The organism is Bacillus sp. ISL-75 (assembly GCF_018613095.1).
In genome coordinates this window covers 32,630-54,075 of the sequence record NZ_JAGGQX010000033.1, presented here as the reverse complement: position 1 = coordinate 54,075, position 21,446 = coordinate 32,630, and the positions used below count along the sequence as shown (strand labels likewise).

At 38.1% G+C, this 21,446-nt stretch carries 20 protein-coding genes and 1 riboswitch; of the genes, 6 read left to right on the top strand and 14 right to left on the bottom strand.

What is annotated here, in order from left to right; translation table 11 throughout:
- Positions 1-324 precede the first annotated feature (324 nt).
- Positions 325-410: riboswitch (cyclic di-GMP riboswitch) on the bottom strand.
- 501 nt (positions 411-911) lie between these two features.
- Complete coding sequence (locus tag J7E63_RS15240; RefSeq protein WP_215013770.1) at positions 912-1,379, bottom strand: VanZ family protein; 468 nt, start codon at positions 1,377-1,379, stop codon at positions 912-914.
- 323 nt (positions 1,380-1,702) lie between these two features.
- On the opposite strand from J7E63_RS15240, the gene J7E63_RS15235 reads away from it, so the two are divergent.
- Both J7E63_RS15235 and J7E63_RS15230 read left to right on the top strand, forming a co-directional pair.
- The gene (locus J7E63_RS15235) at positions 1,703-1,906 is read left to right on the top strand and encodes a DUF3311 domain-containing protein (RefSeq protein WP_215013768.1); all 204 of its coding nucleotides are present in this window, start codon (positions 1,703-1,705) and stop codon (positions 1,904-1,906) included.
- Entirely contained in the window at positions 1,906-3,405 is a 1,500-nt protein-coding gene (locus J7E63_RS15230) for a sodium:solute symporter family protein (protein ID WP_215013766.1), read from the top strand. Before J7E63_RS15235 ends, J7E63_RS15230 begins: the two co-directional genes overlap by 1 nt.
- Before the next feature lie 94 nt (positions 3,406-3,499).
- On the opposite strand, the gene J7E63_RS15225 is transcribed toward J7E63_RS15230, so the two are convergent.
- On the bottom strand, positions 3,500-4,132 hold the full coding sequence (locus J7E63_RS15225) for an FMN-dependent NADH-azoreductase (protein WP_215013764.1): 633 nt from the start codon (positions 4,130-4,132) through the stop codon (positions 3,500-3,502).
- 439 nt (positions 4,133-4,571) lie between these two features.
- Here J7E63_RS15225 and J7E63_RS15220 point away from each other — a divergent pair, with 439 nt between their 5' ends.
- Together J7E63_RS15220 and tatC are read left to right on the top strand one after the other, a co-directional pair.
- A complete protein-coding gene (locus J7E63_RS15220; protein WP_215013763.1) occupies positions 4,572-4,769 on the top strand; it encodes a twin-arginine translocase TatA/TatE family subunit in 198 nt (65 codons plus the stop codon).
- Between the two features lie 62 nt (positions 4,770-4,831).
- Positions 4,832-5,554 (top strand): twin-arginine translocase subunit TatC, encoded by a 723-nt coding sequence (gene tatC / locus J7E63_RS15215; protein ID WP_215013760.1) that lies wholly within the window; start codon positions 4,832-4,834, stop codon positions 5,552-5,554.
- A 145-nt stretch (positions 5,555-5,699) separates the two neighbouring features.
- Here the strand turns inward: tatC and J7E63_RS15210 are convergent, their stop codons facing one another.
- From J7E63_RS15210 to J7E63_RS15200, 3 genes are all read right to left on the bottom strand, one after another.
- Positions 5,700-7,142 (bottom strand): alkaline phosphatase PhoX, encoded by a 1,443-nt coding sequence (locus J7E63_RS15210; RefSeq protein ID WP_215013751.1) that lies wholly within the window; start codon positions 7,140-7,142, stop codon positions 5,700-5,702.
- A gap of 660 nt (positions 7,143-7,802) precedes the next feature.
- On the bottom strand, positions 7,803-8,030 hold the full coding sequence (locus tag J7E63_RS15205; RefSeq protein WP_215013749.1) for a DUF2187 family protein: 228 nt from the start codon (positions 8,028-8,030) through the stop codon (positions 7,803-7,805).
- A 237-nt stretch (positions 8,031-8,267) separates the two neighbouring features.
- Positions 8,268-8,723: an N-acetyltransferase gene (locus J7E63_RS15200; RefSeq protein WP_215013747.1), complete on the bottom strand. Its 456-nt coding sequence runs from the start codon at positions 8,721-8,723 to the stop codon at positions 8,268-8,270.
- A gap of 334 nt (positions 8,724-9,057) precedes the next feature.
- Here J7E63_RS15200 and J7E63_RS15195 point away from each other — a divergent pair, with 334 nt between their 5' ends.
- Both J7E63_RS15195 and J7E63_RS15190 read left to right on the top strand, forming a co-directional pair.
- On the top strand, positions 9,058-9,828 hold the full coding sequence (locus J7E63_RS15195) for an IclR family transcriptional regulator (protein ID WP_215013745.1): 771 nt from the start codon (positions 9,058-9,060) through the stop codon (positions 9,826-9,828).
- A gap of 262 nt (positions 9,829-10,090) precedes the next feature.
- A complete protein-coding gene (locus J7E63_RS15190; protein WP_215013743.1) occupies positions 10,091-11,440 on the top strand; it encodes an MFS transporter in 1,350 nt (449 codons plus the stop codon).
- 171 nt (positions 11,441-11,611) lie between these two features.
- Here J7E63_RS15190 and J7E63_RS15185 read toward each other — a convergent pair whose 3' ends face one another.
- From J7E63_RS15185 to argC, 9 genes are all read right to left on the bottom strand, one after another.
- Complete coding sequence (locus J7E63_RS15185) at positions 11,612-12,070, bottom strand: IS200/IS605 family accessory protein TnpB-related protein (protein ID WP_308161963.1); 459 nt, start codon at positions 12,068-12,070, stop codon at positions 11,612-11,614.
- Positions 12,071-12,385 (bottom strand): transposase, encoded by a 315-nt coding sequence (locus J7E63_RS15180; RefSeq protein WP_308161962.1) that lies wholly within the window; start codon positions 12,383-12,385, stop codon positions 12,071-12,073.
- The gene (locus tag J7E63_RS15175) at positions 12,361-13,107 is read right to left on the bottom strand and encodes a hypothetical protein (RefSeq protein ID WP_215013737.1); all 747 of its coding nucleotides are present in this window, start codon (positions 13,105-13,107) and stop codon (positions 12,361-12,363) included. The genes J7E63_RS15180 and J7E63_RS15175 overlap by 25 nt, the downstream gene beginning before the upstream one ends.
- Positions 13,108-13,599: 492 nt before the next feature.
- Positions 13,600-13,758 (bottom strand): hypothetical protein, encoded by a 159-nt coding sequence (locus tag J7E63_RS15170; RefSeq protein ID WP_215013735.1) that lies wholly within the window; start codon positions 13,756-13,758, stop codon positions 13,600-13,602.
- Positions 13,759-14,460: 702 nt separating this feature from the next.
- Positions 14,461-16,065 (bottom strand): amidohydrolase, encoded by a 1,605-nt coding sequence (locus tag J7E63_RS15165; protein WP_215013733.1) that lies wholly within the window; start codon positions 16,063-16,065, stop codon positions 14,461-14,463.
- 17 nt (positions 16,066-16,082) lie between these two features.
- The gene (locus J7E63_RS15160; RefSeq protein WP_215013731.1) at positions 16,083-17,915 is read right to left on the bottom strand and encodes a hypothetical protein; all 1,833 of its coding nucleotides are present in this window, start codon (positions 17,913-17,915) and stop codon (positions 16,083-16,085) included.
- 428 nt (positions 17,916-18,343) lie between these two features.
- Positions 18,344-19,117, bottom strand: a complete 774-nt coding sequence (gene argB, locus J7E63_RS15155) for an acetylglutamate kinase (protein ID WP_215013729.1) — start codon at positions 19,115-19,117, stop codon at positions 18,344-18,346.
- Between the two features lie 18 nt (positions 19,118-19,135).
- The gene (gene argJ, locus J7E63_RS15150) at positions 19,136-20,365 is read right to left on the bottom strand and encodes a bifunctional ornithine acetyltransferase/N-acetylglutamate synthase (protein ID WP_215013721.1); all 1,230 of its coding nucleotides are present in this window, start codon (positions 20,363-20,365) and stop codon (positions 19,136-19,138) included.
- A gap of 12 nt (positions 20,366-20,377) precedes the next feature.
- Complete coding sequence (gene argC, locus J7E63_RS15145) at positions 20,378-21,412, bottom strand: N-acetyl-gamma-glutamyl-phosphate reductase (protein WP_215013719.1); 1,035 nt, start codon at positions 21,410-21,412, stop codon at positions 20,378-20,380.
- Positions 21,413-21,446: the final 34 nt, after the last annotated feature.

Below are 21,446 nucleotides of genomic sequence, written 5' to 3'. Positions count from 1 at the left end.
CGTAGAGGGGTTCTACGTTACCTAAAACGTCCGAAAATTTTCAGTACAGTCACGTAGAGCTACCAGGTGACGAAAATGTGATTGAATCTCTGATCGCCTGACCTAAAAATAAAAAAACAACCCCTAAAAAGACGGGATTGTTCTAGAAAACGCTTTCAATTTATTGATGTGTTTCGATTAACTGGTCTCCTCTTTTCGCTGCAACCATTAGACTCATAATCAAAAGCATAGAGAACGATCCAACAAATAGGCCTGCAATAAATATAAACATAGTATTACCTCCTAGAGTGTGTTTCATAATTCGTAGTAAGGTGATCGATCATATTCGGTAACTGGCTAGCATAGTTATGACAACCTTAGCCCCTCTAGTTTTGCGACACCATCTTTCAATGGGAGTGCCCTTTCGTACGAACTAAGTGTTTATTTTCATATTATACCATCTATTACTAGGATTAAATAGCCCTATAAACCTATTTAATATGAAAATAAAGTGACGCAACGACAGTCTATCATCCATTTGCACTTCACCACATTTATTGTCGAAATATTTTTTCAATTTTCGCACATTTCTACGTTTTTCCCTAACAGTTTTTGGGTATCATAAGGGAAACAATCTGAAAATTTAACACCCCTTAGTAGGGGAAGGCCTATTTGAGATCTCAACTATTGAAAGCGTTATCAATAAAACTCAAAAACCATAAATGTTTATCTATGTCGATCATAGGAGTGGATTTCATGGACAAGCAGGGGAATCTATTAATTGGATTAATTTGGGGTACATCACTAAGTGTTCCGTTATGGATTGCGTTTTTCGGTTGGATCAAAGTAATCACTCATTTTATTTTCTAATAGGCTGGACCGGCAACAGTATCATCTAAAAAAAGCGTAAAAATCCTTATCTCATAAGGGTTTTACGCTTTTTTTTTTGATAAAAATCGATTCACTATCCCATAAATCACAATTCCCACTATCGCTCCCGCACTATCAATGAAAACATCTTTTACATGAGCCCCTCTGCCCGCTACAAATAACTGGTGGAATTCATCAGAGATCGCAAAAAGGACACAGATCCCAATAACGATCAAAAGGCGTTTAATTCCTATGACCCGATTAACTCCTAACGCAATCTGCACCCATATTGCAAGTACCAGGTAAATAAAGAAATGCGCATTTTTTCTTACGATATGATTCAAACTGTCCAAGTTTAATTCCGTTTCAGGAGTAATCTTCTCCACGGTTTCTACAACTTTCTCCGTTACCCCTATACTAAGCTTGTCAGAATTCTGAGCTGGCTGAGCTGAAAGATTAAATATGAGTAGCATCCAAATGACTACCATTAGCCATGGTAAAAGGTACATGAGTTTTCGATATTTTAACATGACTCTCGCTTCATCTCCATTTGCAACTCTGACTATCCAAAATATATAACCTCCATTCTACCATTTTTTCAGAGAATATAAAATTATAGTAAAATTTTTAAGCGACACTTATTTCCGTGATTTTTTTAAAATAATAATTAATTCTAAATAAATCCAATAACTAATAATAATTTGTTAATTTGAATTTTACAAATTATTAAAAAATTACCTTGTAATCTCTCGACAAAATTGTTATTATAACGTACATGTAAAATTAAAATTATTTAACAATACTATTATTAAGACAATAGTACTATTTGAATATCAAACAGGAGGTACACTAAATGAGCAGAAAATTCATTAAATTATTATTAATTATACTCCCTATTATTTCTCAGTTAGCCGTTTTACCTTTCGTAAATCGAATTGACCCTGTTGTTTTAGGATTACCATTCCTTCAATTTTGGCTCTTTTTATGGATCGTATTAACACCTTTATGTACGTTTGGGATTTATCAACTCGACAAATCAGAAGGGAGTCTTGACTAATGCAGGGAAATCTAACAGCTTTGTTAATCACAGTATTCATTGTCTTGACCGTTGTTTTGATTGGATTTATAGCAGGGAGAAATAAATCTTCACGAAGCTCAGTAGAGGAATGGTCTGTTGGCGGCAGACGCTTTGGCGGATTGCTGGTTTGGTTTTTAGTAGGCGCTGATTTATATACAGCATATACATTTTTAGGATTAACAAGTACATCCTACGCAGCGGGAAGTCTTGCATTCTTTGCTATCCCTTACTGTATTTTAGCCTATTTTGTTTCTTACTTTTACCTTCCTAAACTCTGGAAAGTAGCGAATCAATTTAAGCTAACCACACTGGCCGATTATGCGCGGGAGCGTTTTGGCAGTAAACTTCTTTCTTCTATTATTGCGATTGTCGGCGTATTGATGCTTATCCCGTATATTGATTTGCAGTTAGCCGGGATTCAAGATACGCTTCAAGTAGCTGGAACAGGTTATATTAATGTGAAGGTAGTCGTCATTACTTCATTCCTTCTTGTGGCACTTTTTACATTCTTTAGCGGAATCAAAGGCCCTACTTATACAGCAATCATTAAAGATGTTCTCGTATGGGCGATTATGTTATTCCTTGTGGTTTCTCTGCCGATTATCCATTTTGGCGGCTGGAGCCCGATGATTGATACACTTGTGAAGGAATCACCGCAATTGCTGACGATTCCAACCGACGGCCCCAAAGGCATTCCATGGTTCATGACAGCATCTGTAGTCTCGGCCTTGGCATTATTTATGTGGGCTCATGGAGCAACAGGAGTATTCACAGCGAAAAGTGCGGATGCCATTCGAAAAAATGCGATGTTCTTGCCTTTATATAATATAGTCTTAATTCTGGTCATTTTTCTTGGCTTTGTTGCTTACCATGTGTTACCTGCCGGAAGCAATCCGCGTTTTGCCTTTTTAAATCTAATTCAAGTTTCATACGGCGGTGTTGGACAAGGGTTAGCTTATTCAACGATTGCCTTAGCATCTTTAATTCCATGCTCAATTATGGCCATCGGTGCTTCCAATTTATTTGCAAACAACATTTATCGTGATTTAATCAATCCCAACGTAAAAGGGGCTAAATTAACTCTCGTCACTCGTTCCATGGTGTTTGTTGTCATTGGTCTTGCTTTATTATTTGGACTGTTATTCCCTACAGCACTAGTATCTTTGCAGCTTTTAGGTGTTTCAGGAATGGTTCAAATATTCCCTGCGATTGTTGTCAGCTTATTCTGGAAAAATCAAACGAAAGAGGCAACAATCATTGGATTGATTGTGGGATTGGCAACAACCTTTACCGTATATGGAACAAACAGCTCACATGGAATTTATGAAGGGTTCTGGGGTTTATCAGCAAACTTTTTATCCATTATTATTTTGAATCCTTTTTTCACAGCAAAAGCGAAACATCAAACAAATTCTGTAAAAGAGTATCTGTTTAATTCTTCCAATCCTACACAAACAAAACATAGAAAAGAAGCATAATAGGTTCTTTTTAGTTTGGAGAAATGCATAGAAAATGCCCTGGGAGAGATAGTCTCACCAGGGCATTTTTATCGATTATGAACTTTGATTCGAATTACGCTGTTACTGCTGAAAAGTTCTTCGCAACTTCTGCAACTTTTGCTAGACCTTCAGCAATAATAGTTTCAGCTTGTGCTGGCATCGCGTTATGACCTTCGATAATTACTTCATCAACGATTTCCATACCGAATACGCCGCCAAATACATTTTTTATATACGTTGCTGCCATTTCCATTGGTGCAGTTTCAGGCGTTGAGTAAATGCCTCCGCGAGCACTTAGGATAACGGCTTTTTTGTCAGTCATTAAGCTGATTAATTGACCAGTTTCACTGTATTTAAATGCGAAACCAGCTGCGTATACATAGTCAATAAACGTTTGTAATTTAGCAGGGATCGTTAAATTCCAAAGCGGGAAGGCAAAAACCACTACGTCCGCGGCAGTTAAGGCATCCATTGCTTTTTGTTTAGCAGCTAAAATACGTTGTTCGACATCTGTCATCTCTTCGCCTGATTGTAATTTACCGAACGCGTTGAATAAATCTTGACCAAAGTAAGGCATATCTTCAGCAAAAACATCATAAGTCGTTACATTGACGCCTTCTAAGTTCTCCATGAAAGTTTCATACATTTTACTAGAAACAGCTTCAGAAGCTGGACGGTTGTTTGCTTTCACTACTAATACATTCATCTATTTAAACTCTCCTTAAGAATTGTATTTATTTTTATCTCGAATTCATAATATATTAAATACGAGTTTTCGGCAAACCAAAGATACTGACAAAGTAGGGTGATTTTTCCATTTACTGTTTTTTGAAAAAAAACTAACAGATTCATGGGTTGATTCATTAACATCGTTACCGTTGTCTTCTTTTTTCTGTGGTCATGGTAACGATTAGTTTCTATTCGTTCCTGCTGACTCCGTTTTTCCTTGGTCACGGCACGATTCGCTTCTTCCCCATCTCGAACATATTTACAGATAATTAAAAGAATTAATCGTTTATTTACAATTCTTTACACTCACTTAATTAACATCGCAATAGTAGTAACCTATAATCATAGATGGAGATGAAAATCCACTACGTACTTTTTTCTTAGGTATACAGCCATATAAGAGGAGGAAATTTTAAATGCTACAAAATATTGGGATTCCTGGTTTGATTCTTATTCTTGTAATCGCCTTAATCATTTTCGGCCCTTCAAAATTACCGGAATTAGGCCGCGCGGTTGGCTCCACATTAAAGGAATTCAAAAATTCAACAAGAGATTTAGTTTCCGATGAAGAGCCGGCAAAAGCACAGCCCAAAAAGGAGGAAAAAGCCATTTAATCCAATCATTTTTTAGGAAGATGTAAGGAGGCTTGCATCTTCTTTTTCATAAGGAGGACCCGATGAAAAACAACGATATGGCCCTGATTGGTCATTTTGAAGAATTACGTAAACGTCTCATTTTCGTACTAGGAACTTTTATCCTGTTCTTCATTGTATCCTTTATCTATGTACAGGACATTTATCACTGGCTAGTGAAGGACTTAGAAGTGAAGCTGGCCATATTAGGACCGAGCGACATTTTATGGGTCTATATGATCCTATCAAGTGTCGTGGCCATTGCAGGAACCATCCCAATGGCCGCCTATCAAACTTGGCTGTTTGTCCGTCCCGCATTGAAAGAAACGGAACGTAAAGCAACGCTGGCTTATATTCCAGCACTATTCCTTCTATTTATTATCGGAATTTGCTTTGGTTATTTTGTCATTTTTCCAACGGTATTTCAATTCCTCCTCTCGATGTCAGAGGAAATGTTTATGACCTTTTTTACAACAGAAAAGTACTTTATGTTTTTAATTCATATGACGCTTCCATTTGGATTTTTATTTGAACTTCCAGTGATTATCATGTTCCTAACAAGTGTCGGAGTGCTGAACCCATATAGATTGCAAAAGATTCGAAAATACGCTTATTTTATACTAATATTAATCGCAATCTTCATCACCCCGCCGGATTTTCTATCAGACATATTGGTAATCATCCCCCTGATTTTCCTATATGAATGCAGCGTTCTATTATCAAAGGTCGTGTATCGGCGAAAACTACAAATGAATCTAGCTGCGTAAATGATAAAGAAGTCTTAGTCTAAATGCTAAGACTTCTTTTTTTTATGAAATGGTCCATCAACGAGCCATCCAATATAAGTCAAAAAGAAAAGATGTAAACCAGACACAGGGCCGGTTTACATCTTTTTATAGATTCATATAAAGGTTAAATCTTCAGACCGTGGCGCTCAAATGCTGCGGCTTCTAGAATCGACATTCCTTGACTCTCGGCAAACTGGGCAACCTTGCTAGAAACCTGTGGTGCAAAATTTTTCGAAGGAGCAGCGTAAGACATTTCCCTTGCACGGGCAGAGTTACTACGTGCAAATGGACCCCAGATCGCAAAGGTTTTGCCTGGGCTTTGAATATTAACAAACAGCGTGTTTCCGTCAGGCGAGAAGGTAGGCCCTGTCATTTCAGATCCATTGAGACGATTGTGAGCAAAAGGATAGATTTTGCCTTCAGGTGTAATTCCCATAAGTCGATCGTCACCTGCTCCATCTTCCACAAACCAAAGGTCGCCCCATGGAGTCATAGCAATGTTATCCGGAGATTCCATGTCTTTTGCATCTGTTGCCTCATAGAAAAGTTCCAAGGTATTGGTGCCTGGAATGTAGCGGTAAATGCGTCCAAGATTTTTTTCGCCGGCAGAGCTGTCATCGAACCAAAAGACACCCGCTTGGAAGAACGCTCCCTCTAATTTTTTGAATTCAATACAGCCTTGTGCCTTGGCATCCTCGCGGCATAAATGAGGATCTAGTTCCTTCCAGACAATCTTAAAGGTTTGTCCTGTTTTAAATGTGCTTGCTGATGGGCCAGCTACCTCTTCAATCGCCGCCGCATAAAGCTTGCCGCCTTTTTGCAGGGCACCCGGCTGTTGGGTGGTATCATTTGGGATAAAACGATAGAAATAACTTGGAGTTGCATCCTCAGTCAAATAAACATATCCTGTCGCCGGATCAATCGCACAGGCTTCGTGAGAAAAGCGTCCCATTTCCTTAATTGGAGTTCTGGACATTTCATTCTCAGGCTGCTGCGGGTCCACTTCGAATACATATCCGTGCGTCGTCGTACGTGTTTCTTCACAAGTCAGCCACGTACCCCAAGGTGTCGCTCCTCCTGCACAATTTCGAATGGTACCGGAAGAGGTTACATATTCTTTGATGACGTTCCGATTTGGGCTAATAACTAGCGCAGTTGTCCCCCCTGCAGCTGCGGCATCATAAGGCTTGGTTCCAATCACCGGATTTGCTGCACCTGGACTCAATTCATGATTACGAACAAGAATGGTTGTATTGTTAGGTCCTTCAAAAGCTGCCATTCCATCAAAGGCGCCAGGGATTTTTCCGCCGTTTGTCAGCTGACCGCCCTCTTCGGAAATAATCTTATAATGAAATCCCTTTGGAAGATCGAGAATTCCATTCGGATCCTGAACCAAAGGACCGTACCCGCCAAAACCGCTGGTTGGATTATTCGCAGTATCCGCAAATGCTTTTGAACCTAGTGTTAACACTCCGGTTGATCCAAGCGTAATTGCAAGTGTGCTCATTCCTCCCGCTTTTAAGAAATCTCGTCGATTCATGCCATCTTTAGATACTTGATTTTCCATAATTTAAATATTCCTCCTCATAAATGCCTTTTCTATCTATTTATAGTTTAACTAGCAATCCTTAAGGATTAATGGAAATTTTGTAAGGATTAAGTAAATAAGTTTAAAGAAATGTAAACATACTCCGAAGAGGCTAAATGAATGAGGCTGTTATATGGACGAGTGAATCATTACAAATATGATCCACAATTAGAGGTAAATCCTTTCAATCGGTTCCCATTTCATATCTTAAAATTTTAGAGAATGAACGGTGTCGTAAAAGTCGTTTCTAAATATACGAAGTATTGATCGTATTTCAAATAAAAACTGGATCGCGATTTAATCGATCCAGTACATTTATTTATATGGGTTTTTCTTATAATTCTCCTTCATCCTTGATTTTCCATATAATATAACGAATGATGTTAAGTATTTTACTACAAGGACAATCTATATCTGTCCCTAGTATCGGCCCCACCTACGCCAGATACGCTGACGGCCACGCATGCCATCCAACCCATTATTAATTATAATAGAAAACGCTTACATTTTCAAATTTAAATTGAATTTTCAGAAAAATTTTCTTATAGTTATAAATTTACTGTTCATTTTAATGGGCAAAATCCTCCCTTTATCTTCTCTGGTAAAACGAATTCTTGTCCAAAAAAAGAATCAGTTCATTTAAAATCGGGTATATATGACGTTTGCTTTCACATCATGCACAACCAAAACCTTGTAATTTTTATGTGCCACAACGGTTCTATTTCCTTCAAACTCCCAATCTGTCTTATTTTCGATTATATTCACAATGACGGAATTTTCATTGACTTTCTCAACGATCCCTTTAATTCCATTCTTAAAAAGAATATGATCTCCCATTTCTGCTATTTCTTTTGCTTTGAATATCATTTTTCCCCTCCACAGAAAAAAACAGTTAGCCTATTACTTTTTCTTTCTTACATGATTTCCTTATGAACTCTTTTCTCTCATAGTTTAATGTATGTCTATTTGTAATTTTTTCTTAAATAATGTTAAAAGAGTCACCTTTCTTTTCTTCCATTTTAGTTGCCACACACATAATGGCGCCATCCCTATTTCTCTTGTAAACCGCGAATTAATATCACTGTATGCAACCTATCTGACTCCTTACCCAACATACTTAATCATTGCGACTTCATCACAGCAATTAAACTTAGGACAATTCATACAATCCAACCACACTTTTTCAGGCAAAGTCTCCTTTGCTACGATCTTAAAACCACACTTTTTGAAAAACTCTGTTTCGTATGTGAAAGACATTACACGGCTAATTCCAAGTTTCGGTGCATCACTTATTATACGATTAACTAATTTGCGACCAATACCTTTTCCTGCATAATTGGGGGAAACAACCAAAGATCGTATCTCTGCCAGGTCCTGTCCTATAACATGTAATCCTGCAACCCCTAGTATATTATTATCCTCTTTCATAACATACAAACATTGTAAATGTTGATAGAGTGATAAATACGTACGAGGCAATACGATTCCTTTTTCAGCATAAATTTGGATTAAATTATAAATATCTTTAACATCACTTGTCACTGCATGATAAATATCCATTTTGTATCTCCTTTTGCAATAATTATTTATAAATATACAATAATACGTATTTTTATTCAATGATTATCAGGCATAAAAAATTTTTTTAACCCCTTAAGTAAAAAATAGCTTGGATCAACCTCTAAACATTGGCCAGCGAATTTGGCGTTGAATGACCTTGTTCTCTATTTTGATATTTTTCATAATATTGCCAACATTATTAATAAAAAAAGATTCAGAAAATTAAAGTCACCTATTTCTTTTCTACGTATCATTGGTCATGAATAACTGTGGGATATGATTCACCGCTATGCTAATATAGGGAATAATAAAGAGGGTTTAAAGGAGGGTCACAATGGAAGTCACCAAAAAAGGAACGACCATTCAATCATTACAAATCGGAATGGGTATCCTAGATTTAATGGCCAAACAAGGAAGGCCATTAAAATTTACCGATATTCAAGATCTAACACAGATTACAAAAAGTAATCTTTATAAATACTTAAATACCTTTACACAATTAGGAATCCTTTATCGGGATAAAGCTTCCGGATCCTATGTCCTGGGAAGTAAGTTAATTGAGTACGGAATGGCAGCAGTCGATCACGAAAACGTTATCGATCGGATCACCCCTTACTTACAAGAGCTGAACGAAAAAAGTTCAAGCACTGTCCTTTATTCCAGTTGGACCCATAATGGTCCAATGATCGTTAAAGATATTAACACCAATCGTGGGTATAATATTGGAGCTCAGATCGGAACCTTACTTCCCATTTATTCCTCAGCCGGGAAAGTATTTATGGCCTTCATGGATGAGCAAACGATTCGTGAGTGGAAAGCGAGGGAATTGCTACAAAGTCCTCCAGACAAGGTTAGCCAACTGGAAGTAGAACGCAGATTGATTCAGGAGAAAGAAATTGCTTTTGCAAGGGAGCCGCTGGTATCATCCGTGTCCTCCGTTTCGTTCCCAGTCTTTAACTTTAAAAAGAAACTCCTTGGAGCTGTAACGATTGTAGGTTTTTCCGAATTAATCCCCAGTAATGAAGAAGAGGAACTAAGTCAATTTTTCATCCAAACCAGCAAAGAAATATCCCGTAGTTTCGGATTTTTATCACGTGAGGAATAGGTATAAATAGGAATACGTCAAAAAACCAAAAGCGGGATAATCCCCGCTTTTTTTGTGTGTATTTAACCATTATAAGAATGCCGAATTTACTAAAAACTATAAATATTATAATTTTTCTATTGAAAATAAAGAAATTGACCTTTATAATCTCTAATTAGATAACATTATTCACTATATCTATAATTAGTATGATGCTTACGAGCTTAATTGCATTACCGTAAGCGCTGTCATTAAGTTTGAAATGAAAAAAGGGGGAGAAAATTTGGCAACAATTAATTCGACAGAAATTATTGCTAACAGTAAATTTAACCGTTTTCATCTAGGCTTACTACTATGGAGCTTCTTCATCATATCGTTCGACGGGTATGATCTAGTCGTCTATGGAACCGTCGTCCCAACTTTAATAGAGAAATGGAACCTTTCCCCTGTTGAAGCAGGAGCCATCGGAACCTATGGATTATTTGGGATGATGTTCGGTGCCATCCTTTTCGGAACACTCGCAGACCGGATTGGAAGAAAAAATGTAATTGCAATTACCTTAGTGTTGTTTAGCTTCTTTACCTTCTTATGCGGCTTTGCAGAAACACCCACTGTTTTCTCAACCTTTCGCTTTTTAGCAGGATTAGGACTGGGAGGAATCATGCCAAATGTCATCGCATTATTGACAGATTATGCCCCTAAAACCATGAGAAGTATGATAGTTTCCATCGTATTATGCGGCTATTCGATTGGGGGAATCCTTGCTCCGTTATTAGGAATCTTTTTAATGCCTAAGTTCGGCTGGGAATCGATCTTTTGGTTTGCAGGTCTGCCTCTATTACTGGTGCCTTTTATGTATAAGCAACTACCTGAAACAGCAAGCTACCTGATACGGACAGGCAAAAAGGAAAAATTGATCTCTGCACTTACTAAGGTAAGCCCCGGATCAAAATTTAATAAACATGATGAAATCGTAGAAATAAAATTAGAAGAAACAAAAGTTCCTATTATTGGATTATTTAAAGAAAAAAGAGCATTAAGTACCGTTATGTTTTGGATCGCCTTTTTCAGTTGTTTATTGATGGTTTACGGTTTAAATACTTGGCTTCCTAAGTTGATGATTGAAGCAGGATATGGACTTAATTCCAGCCTAACCTTCCTCATTACCCTTCAAGGTGGTGCCATTATCGGAACGCTTATCATTGGACGACTTTGTGATAAATACGGCTCCAAAAAAATGCTCATTCCGATGTATGCATCAGGGGCAGTGGCGTTGACATTGCTCGGATTTGGCGGAAGTTCATTTTTGATCTATCTCTTAGTAGCCATTGCAGGTGCTGCGACCATCGGTGCCCAAAATATAGTCCAGGCCTATGTGTCACAATACTATCCTCCAAATATAAGATCCACAGCATTAGGGATGGCTTCCGGCATCGGAAGAATGGGTGGTATGCTCGGACCACTTTTAGGCGGATTCCTGTTATCTGTTTCGTTACCGATTCACTTAAATTTCATTGCCTTTGCCATCCCTGGTTTAATAGCAGCAGCGGCCCTAGCTATCATACCTGTTAGACATGCGTTTTCTAATGAAAATGATACCAAAAATGAGTCGATTACAACCCATGTGAGTTAATATCAGGAGGCTCGGTTTTTCCTTTTAAAACATGTCTGGAGCCATATGATAAAGCCTTTCAATGCTTAATTAATCAATGAGTATCCCCATAGCTAAAGCTAGGGGTTTCGAAAGAATAGGCTTTAAAGCCGCATTGTCTTTACGAGGGCTACCACAAGTCCCGCTACTACATCAGACCGAGGCCTTCAGCTTTGCCTTTCTTTTCTTTATGATGATTATTTTTCGTGGGGATTGGAGGAACTGTTTTCTCTCCAGTCCTTCGAAGACATCATTGGTATGTTTACGGACAATATTAAAAGCTCCATTCACATCGGCATGGATCAATATCTTAGAACCTTTGATTTTGTAAAAAGCTCGACTGCTTCTATACCCGCTAAAATTAGTTTGGTGCTCTTCCCCGTAAATTGGAATCGGGTCATGATTCAAGAAACTAGATTTAGAGGTATAGCTTTCTTCTCGGACAATGACTTGAATTCCATGTCGTTCTGCTTTGTATCGAATCATTCCAATGAAAGTGGCATATGGGATTTGTATGAAGGTTTGTTTACTAGTCCTTTGCATATCAACCTCCATCTTCCAACCTTCATTTTTACCTATGATGATTGTATCAATGGTTCTTTCTTGAGCAATCTAGACCACTTTTGCACTAGCCTTATGTAAAAAATCCATGACTCGATTGTTTCTTTTTCGGTCTAATGAAATTAATCTTGTGCTGTTAAACTTCCCTTCCTTTGGTCCTTTTCCATTTCGAAGGATACTCATGTATTTGGCTCTTAATTTGTTATAGTATTGATTGATCGATTTTAACCATTTGCCCTTGATAAGCAGAGGCTTTAGCCCCGTGTTATCGATGATAGTTGCCAGGTTATCTACGCCCAGATCAATACCCATAACTCGTTTCGGCTCAAAAAGCCATTCATCTAATTGTTTTTCTGATCGTTTGATCTTTTTTCATCTTCACTTTTAAAAACGACTTCCATTACATACCGCCCATAGGACGGGACAATCCGCACTTGTTGTAGTTTACCATCTATATGTGCGATTTTCCCTAGTTTTAATGTAAGAGGAGTTCCTGGTAATGAAAGAACATTTCCATTTTTAATTTTGGTAATTTGATTGGTTAAATAAGAAGTCGTACGTCCATTCTTCGGTTTATACTTAGGAATCTTTGGCTTTCCTGAAAAGCTAGTAGGCATGGTTTTATATTTCTTAGAGGCTTCGAAGAAACTTTTCCAATCATCATATACCTTTTTCATGGTTTGTTGATTGGACTGTGAGGGCATAGAAAGGTAATCGGTTTGTTTCATCACTTTAAACAGTGCTTCTACAAAGTTATAGGGAAGGAATGCTTTTTCTGGATGGGGCATTTCAAATAACTTCTGTTTTGGCTCCAAAACGTGACCATTATTATCAATTTTTTTAGGCTTAGATTTGGCTCTCTCAAAACTTTTTAGACGAATTTTATTCATTTCAGGTAAATGGACTTGAATATCTGTAAGAACTTGAAGTTGATTTTCATTTCTTGTTTCTTTTTTTAAAGCAGTGTAAACCTGTCTAATATAGTAGTTGGTGATATTGTACAAGTTTTTCGGTTTAAAACAGAGTGAGTCACAGTAGTCGAACAATTCATGTTCCGGATGAATTTGAATTTTATAGGATCGATACATATCATTCCCCCCCTCTCCAAAAGGAACAAGTGTTCTATGTGTATATTCTTATTATAACAAAGAATTTCAAAGAATGTATAGTAAAACTACTTGCATTATCCTAAAAAAACGAAAAAAAACAGCTTATATCCCCATATCTAAAGCTAGGGGTTTTACGCTGCTTTTTTAAATAAATGAGGTCTTTAAAGCCCTTATCATAAAGGAATGCAGAAAAGGTATTTTTTAATATTGAGTAATCCAAAGGAAAAATCAGTAGTATCTGTCTGTCACCAATTTTGAGTCAATTACGAGTTACTTTTTGATACAAATGAAAGTAATTGTTTATTAAAAAAGGGTAGATCGTTAGAAGATCAATAGACAACTAACGACTTGCCCTTTATTAAGTGTGATTCGTTAATATTCTAGATTGTGAATGAGGGCTGACTGTTCAGTTAGGCACTGGAGAGTTAGTCTCATTTTCAACCTTCTATTCTTCATTAGTACGCAAATATCTTAAGCTGCTTCCTGTTGGAAACAAGGATCATTGAAGTATACAACTTCAGAAAGAATTTTACAGCCCTTCATGTATTTGAGAGCCTCTCTTGCTGCTTCTTCTGTTTCAAATTCAAACATGGAAATATTTGAATCTAAATAACGAGTGATAATCCACATAATTTTCCTCCTATGTTTTATAAATCATTTCTGTCCTACCGACAGACGTCTAAAATTTGGCTAAATATACATAAGCTATGTTTAACCTCAAGGATGATTTAGCATGATGAAATCCGCACTCTAGGATTTAAAGAAGTAATTATTCATTTCCCAAACCAATGATAATGCAAAAATGGAAATAAATAAAATGCAATATAGTTATAGTTACAAATAAAAAATTTTTATATGGTAAAATTTTGGAAGAGGAAAAGTGGATTACCGGGATTGGAAATACTGAAGGTCCTTTAGTCAGAAAAACCTAACGAAGGCCCAGCTTTTGTGACTCTATAACCTTGGTCTGAGGCGGTTGCAATCCCTTCTCAGGATGTATAGATTAGTAAACTCCTGAAATAGGACCAGCTCTTACATTGGGAGCTGGTCTTTTTTTAAAAAAACTCATTTTGAACTGTTACGGAGAACCTTATCATAAGTAACTGCGAAAAATGAAATGATAACTTGGTTTTATTTTTGTTATTTTGCACACGAAAAGGGAACCAGATGGTTTAACAGCCTGTTTACTAAATATAACCAAAGAAACAAATTTTTACTTTCAGAATAACAGGTGGTACCACCTGTCTGGATACAGTCTCAAGAGTATGCAAAGACAAATATAGATCATGTAACATACCTCAAACTACAGCTATTTAGCATTTTGTAAAAGAATTATCTTTGAAAAACTAAATTTCCACCCATATAAGTTTCTTTAACTAGAATAGTATCAATCTTGTCGATACTAATTTCAAATATGTCCTGGTCAAGCACAATAAAATCAGCATAATTGCCTAGAGCAAGCTGTCCAACATGAGGGATCCGTGTGATCTCTTGTGCTGCTTTTGTGTAAAGCATGATGGCGGTTGATACATCTATTCTTTGCTCTTGTCCAGTATCAGAACCATCATAGGCCAAGCGTGTAACAGCAGACTTTATCCCAACAAATGGATTTACAGGATCAGCCCAAGCGGTCGCAGGGGCATCGGAAGAAAACGCCACTTTTATACCTGCTTGGAGCATAGATAGAATAGGGTAGGTTTGTTTTGTACGCTCAGATCCAAGGTTTTTATGGTAGCTCTCAATTTCCGCAAATACAAAAATGGGCTGAGTAACAAAGGCAATACCTGTTTCTGCAGCACGTTGGATGGCTCGAGGTGAAGGCATTGCCGCATGCTCAATCCGAATAGACGGACCATTTGTAAGCCAGCCTTTTTTGCCATAGAAAGTGTCAATGATTAAGTCAATCGCCTGCTCGCCCATCGCATGGACAACTAATTGAATATGGTTCTGTTCAGCTGCTTCTGCAGCAGCTAATAACTCTTCCTTAGATGTCGTTTGAATACCGTAATTTTCTTCTTCCCCTAAGAATGGTGGATTGACCCATGCTGTTTTTCCAGAGACGCTTCCGTCTGAGAATAACTTGATACCGCCAATGTGAATTTGATTTTCGTTGTTCATGTTATCTGACCTCAATAAAGGTTGTTTCTTTAAATCTTCCCATAGATAATATAGAACAGTACGTTGTTTTAGTCCTTTTTTGACCGCTGATTTATACATGTCCATGTAATCAGTTGGCAGGATTCTACTTGAAAGGTCTGTAATGGCTGTGATTCCATGTGAAAGTAGAAAAGGACTTAATTCGGCAAGTGATGCCGCGTTTTCTTCAAGAGATTTAGCTGGCATAATGTGATGGACGAGATCTTTCGCATTTTCTCGTAATATTCCTGTTGGTTCACCATTTGAATCACGATCAATCTTTCCGCCTTGTGGATCAGGTGTATCTTTCGTAATGCCTGCTAGATCCAATGCTTTGCTGTTTACAACTGCAATGTGGGTACAGGTCCGGCTAATGAAAATCGGAATGTCAGCTGTGGCTTCATCTAAATCCCAGCGTGTTGGCGCTCTTCCTTCCGACAATTTCCCTTCATCATACCCCCAGCCTTCAATCCATTTACCTACTTCATCGGATTTACATAAATTCCGAATTTGTTCAATTAAATCAGCTATTGAATGGACAAGTGGAGGGGTGCAGGCAATTTGGGTTGATACATTTGCAAGCCACAATGGGTGTAAGTGGGCATCGATAAGACCTGGAAGCACCCTGTGGCCTTTAAGATCCACACAATCTCCAATTATATTTTCTAAATCTGATTGCTCACCAATCCACATGATCCTGCCGTCACGCACAATCATGGTGCTTGCATATGGTTGTTCTGGATTAGAGGTGAAAATTTTCCCATTAATAAAAGTCTGTACTGAATGTTTTTGGATTGCCATTTGACTTTTTCCACCCCTCAATTTTCTGGTTTTGGAAAGTGATAAGCATATAAGAAGTAGAGGAAATCATCAAAAGGAAGGGACGACTCACCCTCGAGCTCACCATTTCCGGAAACACTTGTTTTGATGGAGTTTCCCCATACTTGAAGGCTGTCGTTATTTGGATTGTAAAAGTAAACGCGAATGCAGCCTTTTGGGTCATGGCAAACTCTTTGAATAAGTACTGCATGGGCCCCAAGCACTTGACCAGATTGGTTGTAAATGGTAATCCCAGCAGGCTGGGGAAGACCTTGATTGACATTTGGATTACTAGAAGGGTGATAATGCCGATAGAATCGGGCTGTAAAGTCAGCATCACTATAAATATCTGAAAACTCGGTCCAAATTCCTTTTATATGAAAAGAAGGGTTGATCCATCTATGGGGATCCTGCCCACGTCCATTCGCAGCCTTTAACATTTCAAAGTAGATTGAATCAAGGTGAGGGATTAAGAGTAGTGAGACGGTGTCAATATTGTCCTCATCGTCCAATGAAACATGAGGAAGGGTATCGGAAGATATGGGTCTTCCCTCAAAATTAATGGTGATCTTACCATGTTCAAGAAAATGATTAAATAATTTGAGCAGCAAAACAGGTTCCTTTTGTGACCAATAACTGAGTGCTCTAGTTGATTGGCATGTTGGGTTAAACCCTTGGCCAATCCCTAGGGGCTGCCCTAAAACGCTTATCATTCCTGAGACTATAAGAGAACGAATTGCGGATGTATCTAATATTTTATGAACGTCTATAAGCCTATTCTTAATGTTATTATGAATGGGAACCTCTATAAGTCTCTTCATTTCAATTATAAATTCGCTCGTAAATACATCTCGCTGCAGAAGGTGTATCAAACCGTAAATGCTTCTCCTAGTATTCATCGTAACGGCCGAAGAGATTAAAGAAGAAACAAAAGGCAGATTCGAGCGAAGGTTTTCCCTGGCTGTTTCGTCCACGCCCAGCAGGCTCTGCGCCAAGTCCGACTTTTCTTTATTAATAAATTTTAAAAATAATACATGGAAGGGTGAAACAAGACCGGTATGCTTCATGGATTCTCGCAGCTGCTTGGCTTCCTTGATTAGTAATAAATCATTACTGGCCTTCAGTTTATTTTCATAACTTTCCCTAGCAGCGGCTGCCAAATCCGATGGTAAATAGACCGCATTTTCGTATTTCATCAAGCTTGAATCCAAAACTTTCTGGCCGTCGGCTAATCTTCTTGCATTCGCAATCAATTTCAGAATTTTGTTCGTTACGATAGGCCTTTGGACAGCAAGATTATCAACTTCCTGATACAAAATTTGAAAAACATGGGAAGAAAAACAATGGTCTGAGATAAATCCTAGAATCTGTGACGCCTGTTTGTCTTTGTAAAGCTGCGTTACCCGATTTTCTTCCGTTTCCTTCATTAAAAGAAGATCCAGGTTCAAAGCCATGACCTTCGTCAAAAATTCAGTTGCATCAGCCGCCGACATTTCTGGATGTACATAATCACCTCTGGCAATAGAGAGAATTCTCAGATCGCTCATTGCCTCAGCTGCTGCCGTAATGCCGCCGGCATGCAAAGTGCCCCTTACAAGAGTAGGATTAAGCTTGCGGACATTTTCCCATGGCTTCCCCGCAAATACTCCGGCTTCATCAAAGACATGCGCATATTTAAAAATCTCTGCCAATCCATTCGGTTCTTTGAGAAGGGCAGCAGCTTCTACAAAAACTGCCTGTTGAAATAAACTTTTATTTAATGCGGAAGTTTTCCATAACTGATAAAAGGCCCTTTGAAACGAATCCTCTGAAGTAAATAGAAAAAGTCCCATATATCCATTCCCTTCCCTGCTATTACCTTCACAGTATCATATTGAAAAAAGATAAAGAGAATTACTTATTAGAAGAAAAAATTACAAATGCTTCATTGTAATCGAGATAGTGATGGCGATTCAGATGGTAAATTTGTTCTTCAACTTACCATCTGAACTGAAGAGACTCAAATTGGAGGGATGCGATAGTTTGATGATTTTTATGAATATTCATTAAATTCAAATTATTATTTGATAAATTTAACACAAAAAAGTGGATATTTCAAATAATAATTTCTTTTTCATTTTGCGGATACAGACTTTAAGTGCATGAGCTAGGGTGGCTCAAGAAAATACCTCTCCACTAAAATTTAAAATTGAATATTGTTATTTAACCAAGCTAAACTAAAAAAGGACCATGAAATTGTATTTCAGGTCCTTTAAGTGACTCAATTTGTGATCGGCTCCTTATCATAAAATCTTGTACCATGCCATTTGCCTTTTTCAAAAAATGGCTTTTTACCAGAAACAATCATGACGCTTTCAACACCTGTTTCCACAACCGTAAGCGCGGATTGAACTTTCGGAATCATCCCGCCGCTAATTTCACCATTTGCAATATAGGTATTTACCTCTTGTTTAGAAAGGTCACTAGCGAGCGAGCCCTCAATGAAAACTCCATCCACATTGGTTACAAATAGGCATTGTTCTGCATCAAGGGCCTTAGCTACCTCTGCTGCCGCATAATCTGCATTAATATTAAGTTTTTCGCCATTTTCAGTAATCCCTATCGGGGTAATGACAGGAATGTAGTTCCCATTAACGGCAAGTTGTAAGTATTCTGTATTCACCTTGCTGATTTTCCCAACAAAGCCAAGTTTTTCACGACTTATGAAATCAGCTTGTAAACAATCGCCATCGCTTCCATTGATTCCGATAGCGGGGAATTGGTGCTGCTGAAGCATCGCTACAAGCTTTCTGTTCGTCTGGCCCGATAGAATCATTTCAGCAATTTTTAGTGTTTGCTCATCTGTTTTACGAAGTCCATTTACAAATTGTGGCTTCACATTAAATAATTCGAGCATGCCATTAATATCTGGTCCGCCGCCATGGACAAAAACCAGTTTAAAACCTTGCTTTTCCAGTTCGGAAAGACTTGTAAAAAAAGAGGATGTTAACTCGTCTAAAACACTGCCGCCGCATTTGATAACAATATATTTCATCCTTTTTTTCTCCAATCCTTACGTACGATAGCTGGCATTAATTTTGACATAGTCATAAGATAGGTCACAGCCCCATGCCCTACCGGCTCCTTTACCCACATGCAGATTAACTAAAATCTTAATCAATGGCTGATTTAAATAATTGCGTGCTTCGTCCTCTGAAAACACACATGGTACACTATTTTCCAGCATTTTAATGGGGCCGATGGCAATGTCGACTGTATAAGGGTTAATCGCGGCTTTTGTCTGCCCGATCGCGCCGATGATTCGTCCCCAGTTGGCATCGGCACCAAATATGGCGGTTTTCACTAAATTTGAACCAACAATTTGTTTGGCAATGAATCTTGCATCCTCATGATCCTTTGCTCCAAGTACCTCGACTTCAACTAACTTCGTAGCTCCCTCTCCATCCATAGCAATTTGCTTTGCTAAATTTTCACAAGCCTTTGTTAAAAGCTCAACAAATGTTTCCCATTCTGGATGTTCTGGAGTTAACGGATTATTCTTTGCCAGCCCATTTGCCATAACGAGCACCATATCGTTTGTAGAGGTATCTCCATCCACGGTAATTTGATTAAAAGTATTATTGGTTACCCTTTTTAAGGCTGCCGATAAATTTTCAGAAGAGATGGCTGCATCCGTTGTTAAGAAACCAAGCATGGTAGCCATGTTCGGATGAATCATGCCCGACCCTTTTGCCGCTCCCCCAATCTTAATGGTTTTGCTGTCGATTACGCTTGAGTATCCGCAACTTTTCATCACAATATCGGTCGTCAGAATTGCAGCTTGAAAATCAACTGCATCACTGTTTAATTTGCCTGGTGATAATGATTGAATGCCGTTTGTGATTTTATCCATATCTAAATACTTACCAATGACACCTGTCGATGCGACAGCCACATAAGTTTCCTTAATATTGAATTTTTCAGATGTTAAGGAGCGCATTTTTAATGCATCCTTGTGTCCTCTTACTCCTGTACAAGCATTGGCACAAGCACTGTTTACAACAACAGCCTGTAAGAGCCCTTCACTCGCAATGCTTTCTCGAGTTACTAGTAAAGGAGCCGCTTGGAATTGGTTTGTGGTATAAACTGCTGCAGCTGAAGCCGGGATTTCACTAATAATGACCCCTAAGTCCTTTTTAGCATATCGGAGGCCTGCATTGACCCCTGCTGCCCGAAATCCTTGTGGCGATAAAATATTCCCATTTTCAATTTCAACTAATTTATCCATTAACAATGTTTGCATTCCAAATCCTCCTTAAGGGTACAAGGGAATAAATTCTAATCCCGTTTTCTCATCTAATCCATTCATCAAATTGGCATTTTGAACCGCCTGACCGGCAGCACCTTTCATGAGATTATCGATGACAGAAACAATCGTTAACCTTCCTGTTCTCTCGTCAACATGTAAACCAATATCACAATAGTTGGATCCTGATACTTCCTTTACAGAAGGAAAATTACCTATCTTCCTGATTCTTACAAATGGGCTCCTCAAATACTGTTCATTATATAATTCAATGAGTCTATCAGTATTGACATTTTCTGTAAGCTTTACATATATGGTAGCCATGATTCCTCTTGTAATCGGCAGCAAATGTGTATTGAAAGTAATAGATGAAACTCCTGCATTCCAAAGGTTCAATTGCTGCTCGATTTCAGGAATATGCTGATGTTCGTTTACCTTATATATTCTGAAATTTTCATTCATTTCAGAGAATTGCAAGCTTTTAGATACAGATCTTCCAGCTCCGGAAACACCAGATTTTGCATCAATGATGATCATATCCGGGTCAATCAGTCCCTCTTTTACCACTGGTGCAAGACCCAATAACGTGGCTGTAGGGTAACAGCCAGGATTAGCGATTAATTTAGCATCGATAATTTTTTCTCTATTCCATTCACTCAACCCATAAACAGCTTTATCCAATAAACTTCTTTCAACTGGTTCGTGCTTATACCATTTCCTATACATTTCTCCATCGGTAAGCCGCAGGTCACCAGATAAGTCGATAATTTGAATACCTGTCCCAAAGAAGGCTGGAACAAGCTTACTAGATACCCCTGATGGGGCGGCTATAAAAACGATATCTGAATGCTTCGCTATTTCTCTAGCATCGATATGCTCAAGTTTTAAGCTTGTAATTCCATTCAGATGTGGAAACTCTTCATATAATGGAATCTCATCCCTAGTCGTATGCACAGATTGTATACTAAATAAAGGATGATGATGTAATAGGCGAAAAAGTTCACCACCGCCATATCCAGTAGTACCAATGATAGATACTTTCATTACGATCCTCCTCGGGCACAACTTGTATATTTAT

Coding starts and splice junctions, on each gene's coding strand:
- J7E63_RS15235 (WP_215013768.1), top strand. CDS start 1,703: ATGAGCAGAAAATTCATTAAATTATTATTAATTATACTCCCTATTATT.
- J7E63_RS15230 (WP_215013766.1), top strand. CDS start 1,906: ATGCAGGGAAATCTAACAGCTTTGTTAATCACAGTATTCATTGTCTTG.
- J7E63_RS15160 (WP_215013731.1), bottom strand. CDS start 17,915: ATGGGACTTTTTCTATTTACTTCAGAGGATTCGTTTCAAAGGGCCTTT.
- argB (WP_215013729.1), bottom strand. CDS start 19,117: ATGAAATATATTGTTATCAAATGCGGCGGCAGTGTTTTAGACGAGTTA.
- J7E63_RS15225 (WP_215013764.1), bottom strand. CDS start 4,132: ATGAATGTATTAGTAGTGAAAGCAAACAACCGTCCAGCTTCTGAAGCT.
- J7E63_RS15210 (WP_215013751.1), bottom strand. CDS start 7,142: ATGGAAAATCAAGTATCTAAAGATGGCATGAATCGACGAGATTTCTTA.
- J7E63_RS15200 (WP_215013747.1), bottom strand. CDS start 8,723: ATGGATATTTATCATGCAGTGACAAGTGATGTTAAAGATATTTATAAT.
- J7E63_RS15195 (WP_215013745.1), top strand. CDS start 9,058: ATGGAAGTCACCAAAAAAGGAACGACCATTCAATCATTACAAATCGGA.
- J7E63_RS15205 (WP_215013749.1), bottom strand. CDS start 8,030: ATGATATTCAAAGCAAAAGAAATAGCAGAAATGGGAGATCATATTCTT.
- J7E63_RS15220 (WP_215013763.1), top strand. CDS start 4,572: ATGCTACAAAATATTGGGATTCCTGGTTTGATTCTTATTCTTGTAATC.
- argJ (WP_215013721.1), bottom strand. CDS start 20,365: ATGCAAACATTGTTAATGGATAAATTAGTTGAAATTGAAAATGGGAAT.
- argC (WP_215013719.1), bottom strand. CDS start 21,412: ATGAAAGTATCTATCATTGGTACTACTGGATATGGCGGTGGTGAACTT.
- J7E63_RS15240 (WP_215013770.1), bottom strand. CDS start 1,379: ATGTTAAAATATCGAAAACTCATGTACCTTTTACCATGGCTAATGGTA.
- tatC (WP_215013760.1), top strand. CDS start 4,832: ATGAAAAACAACGATATGGCCCTGATTGGTCATTTTGAAGAATTACGT.
- J7E63_RS15170 (WP_215013735.1), bottom strand. CDS start 13,758: ATGTGGATTATCACTCGTTATTTAGATTCAAATATTTCCATGTTTGAA.
- J7E63_RS15175 (WP_215013737.1), bottom strand. CDS start 13,107: ATGTATCGATCCTATAAAATTCAAATTCATCCGGAACATGAATTGTTC.
- J7E63_RS15165 (WP_215013733.1), bottom strand. CDS start 16,065: ATGGCAATCCAAAAACATTCAGTACAGACTTTTATTAATGGGAAAATT.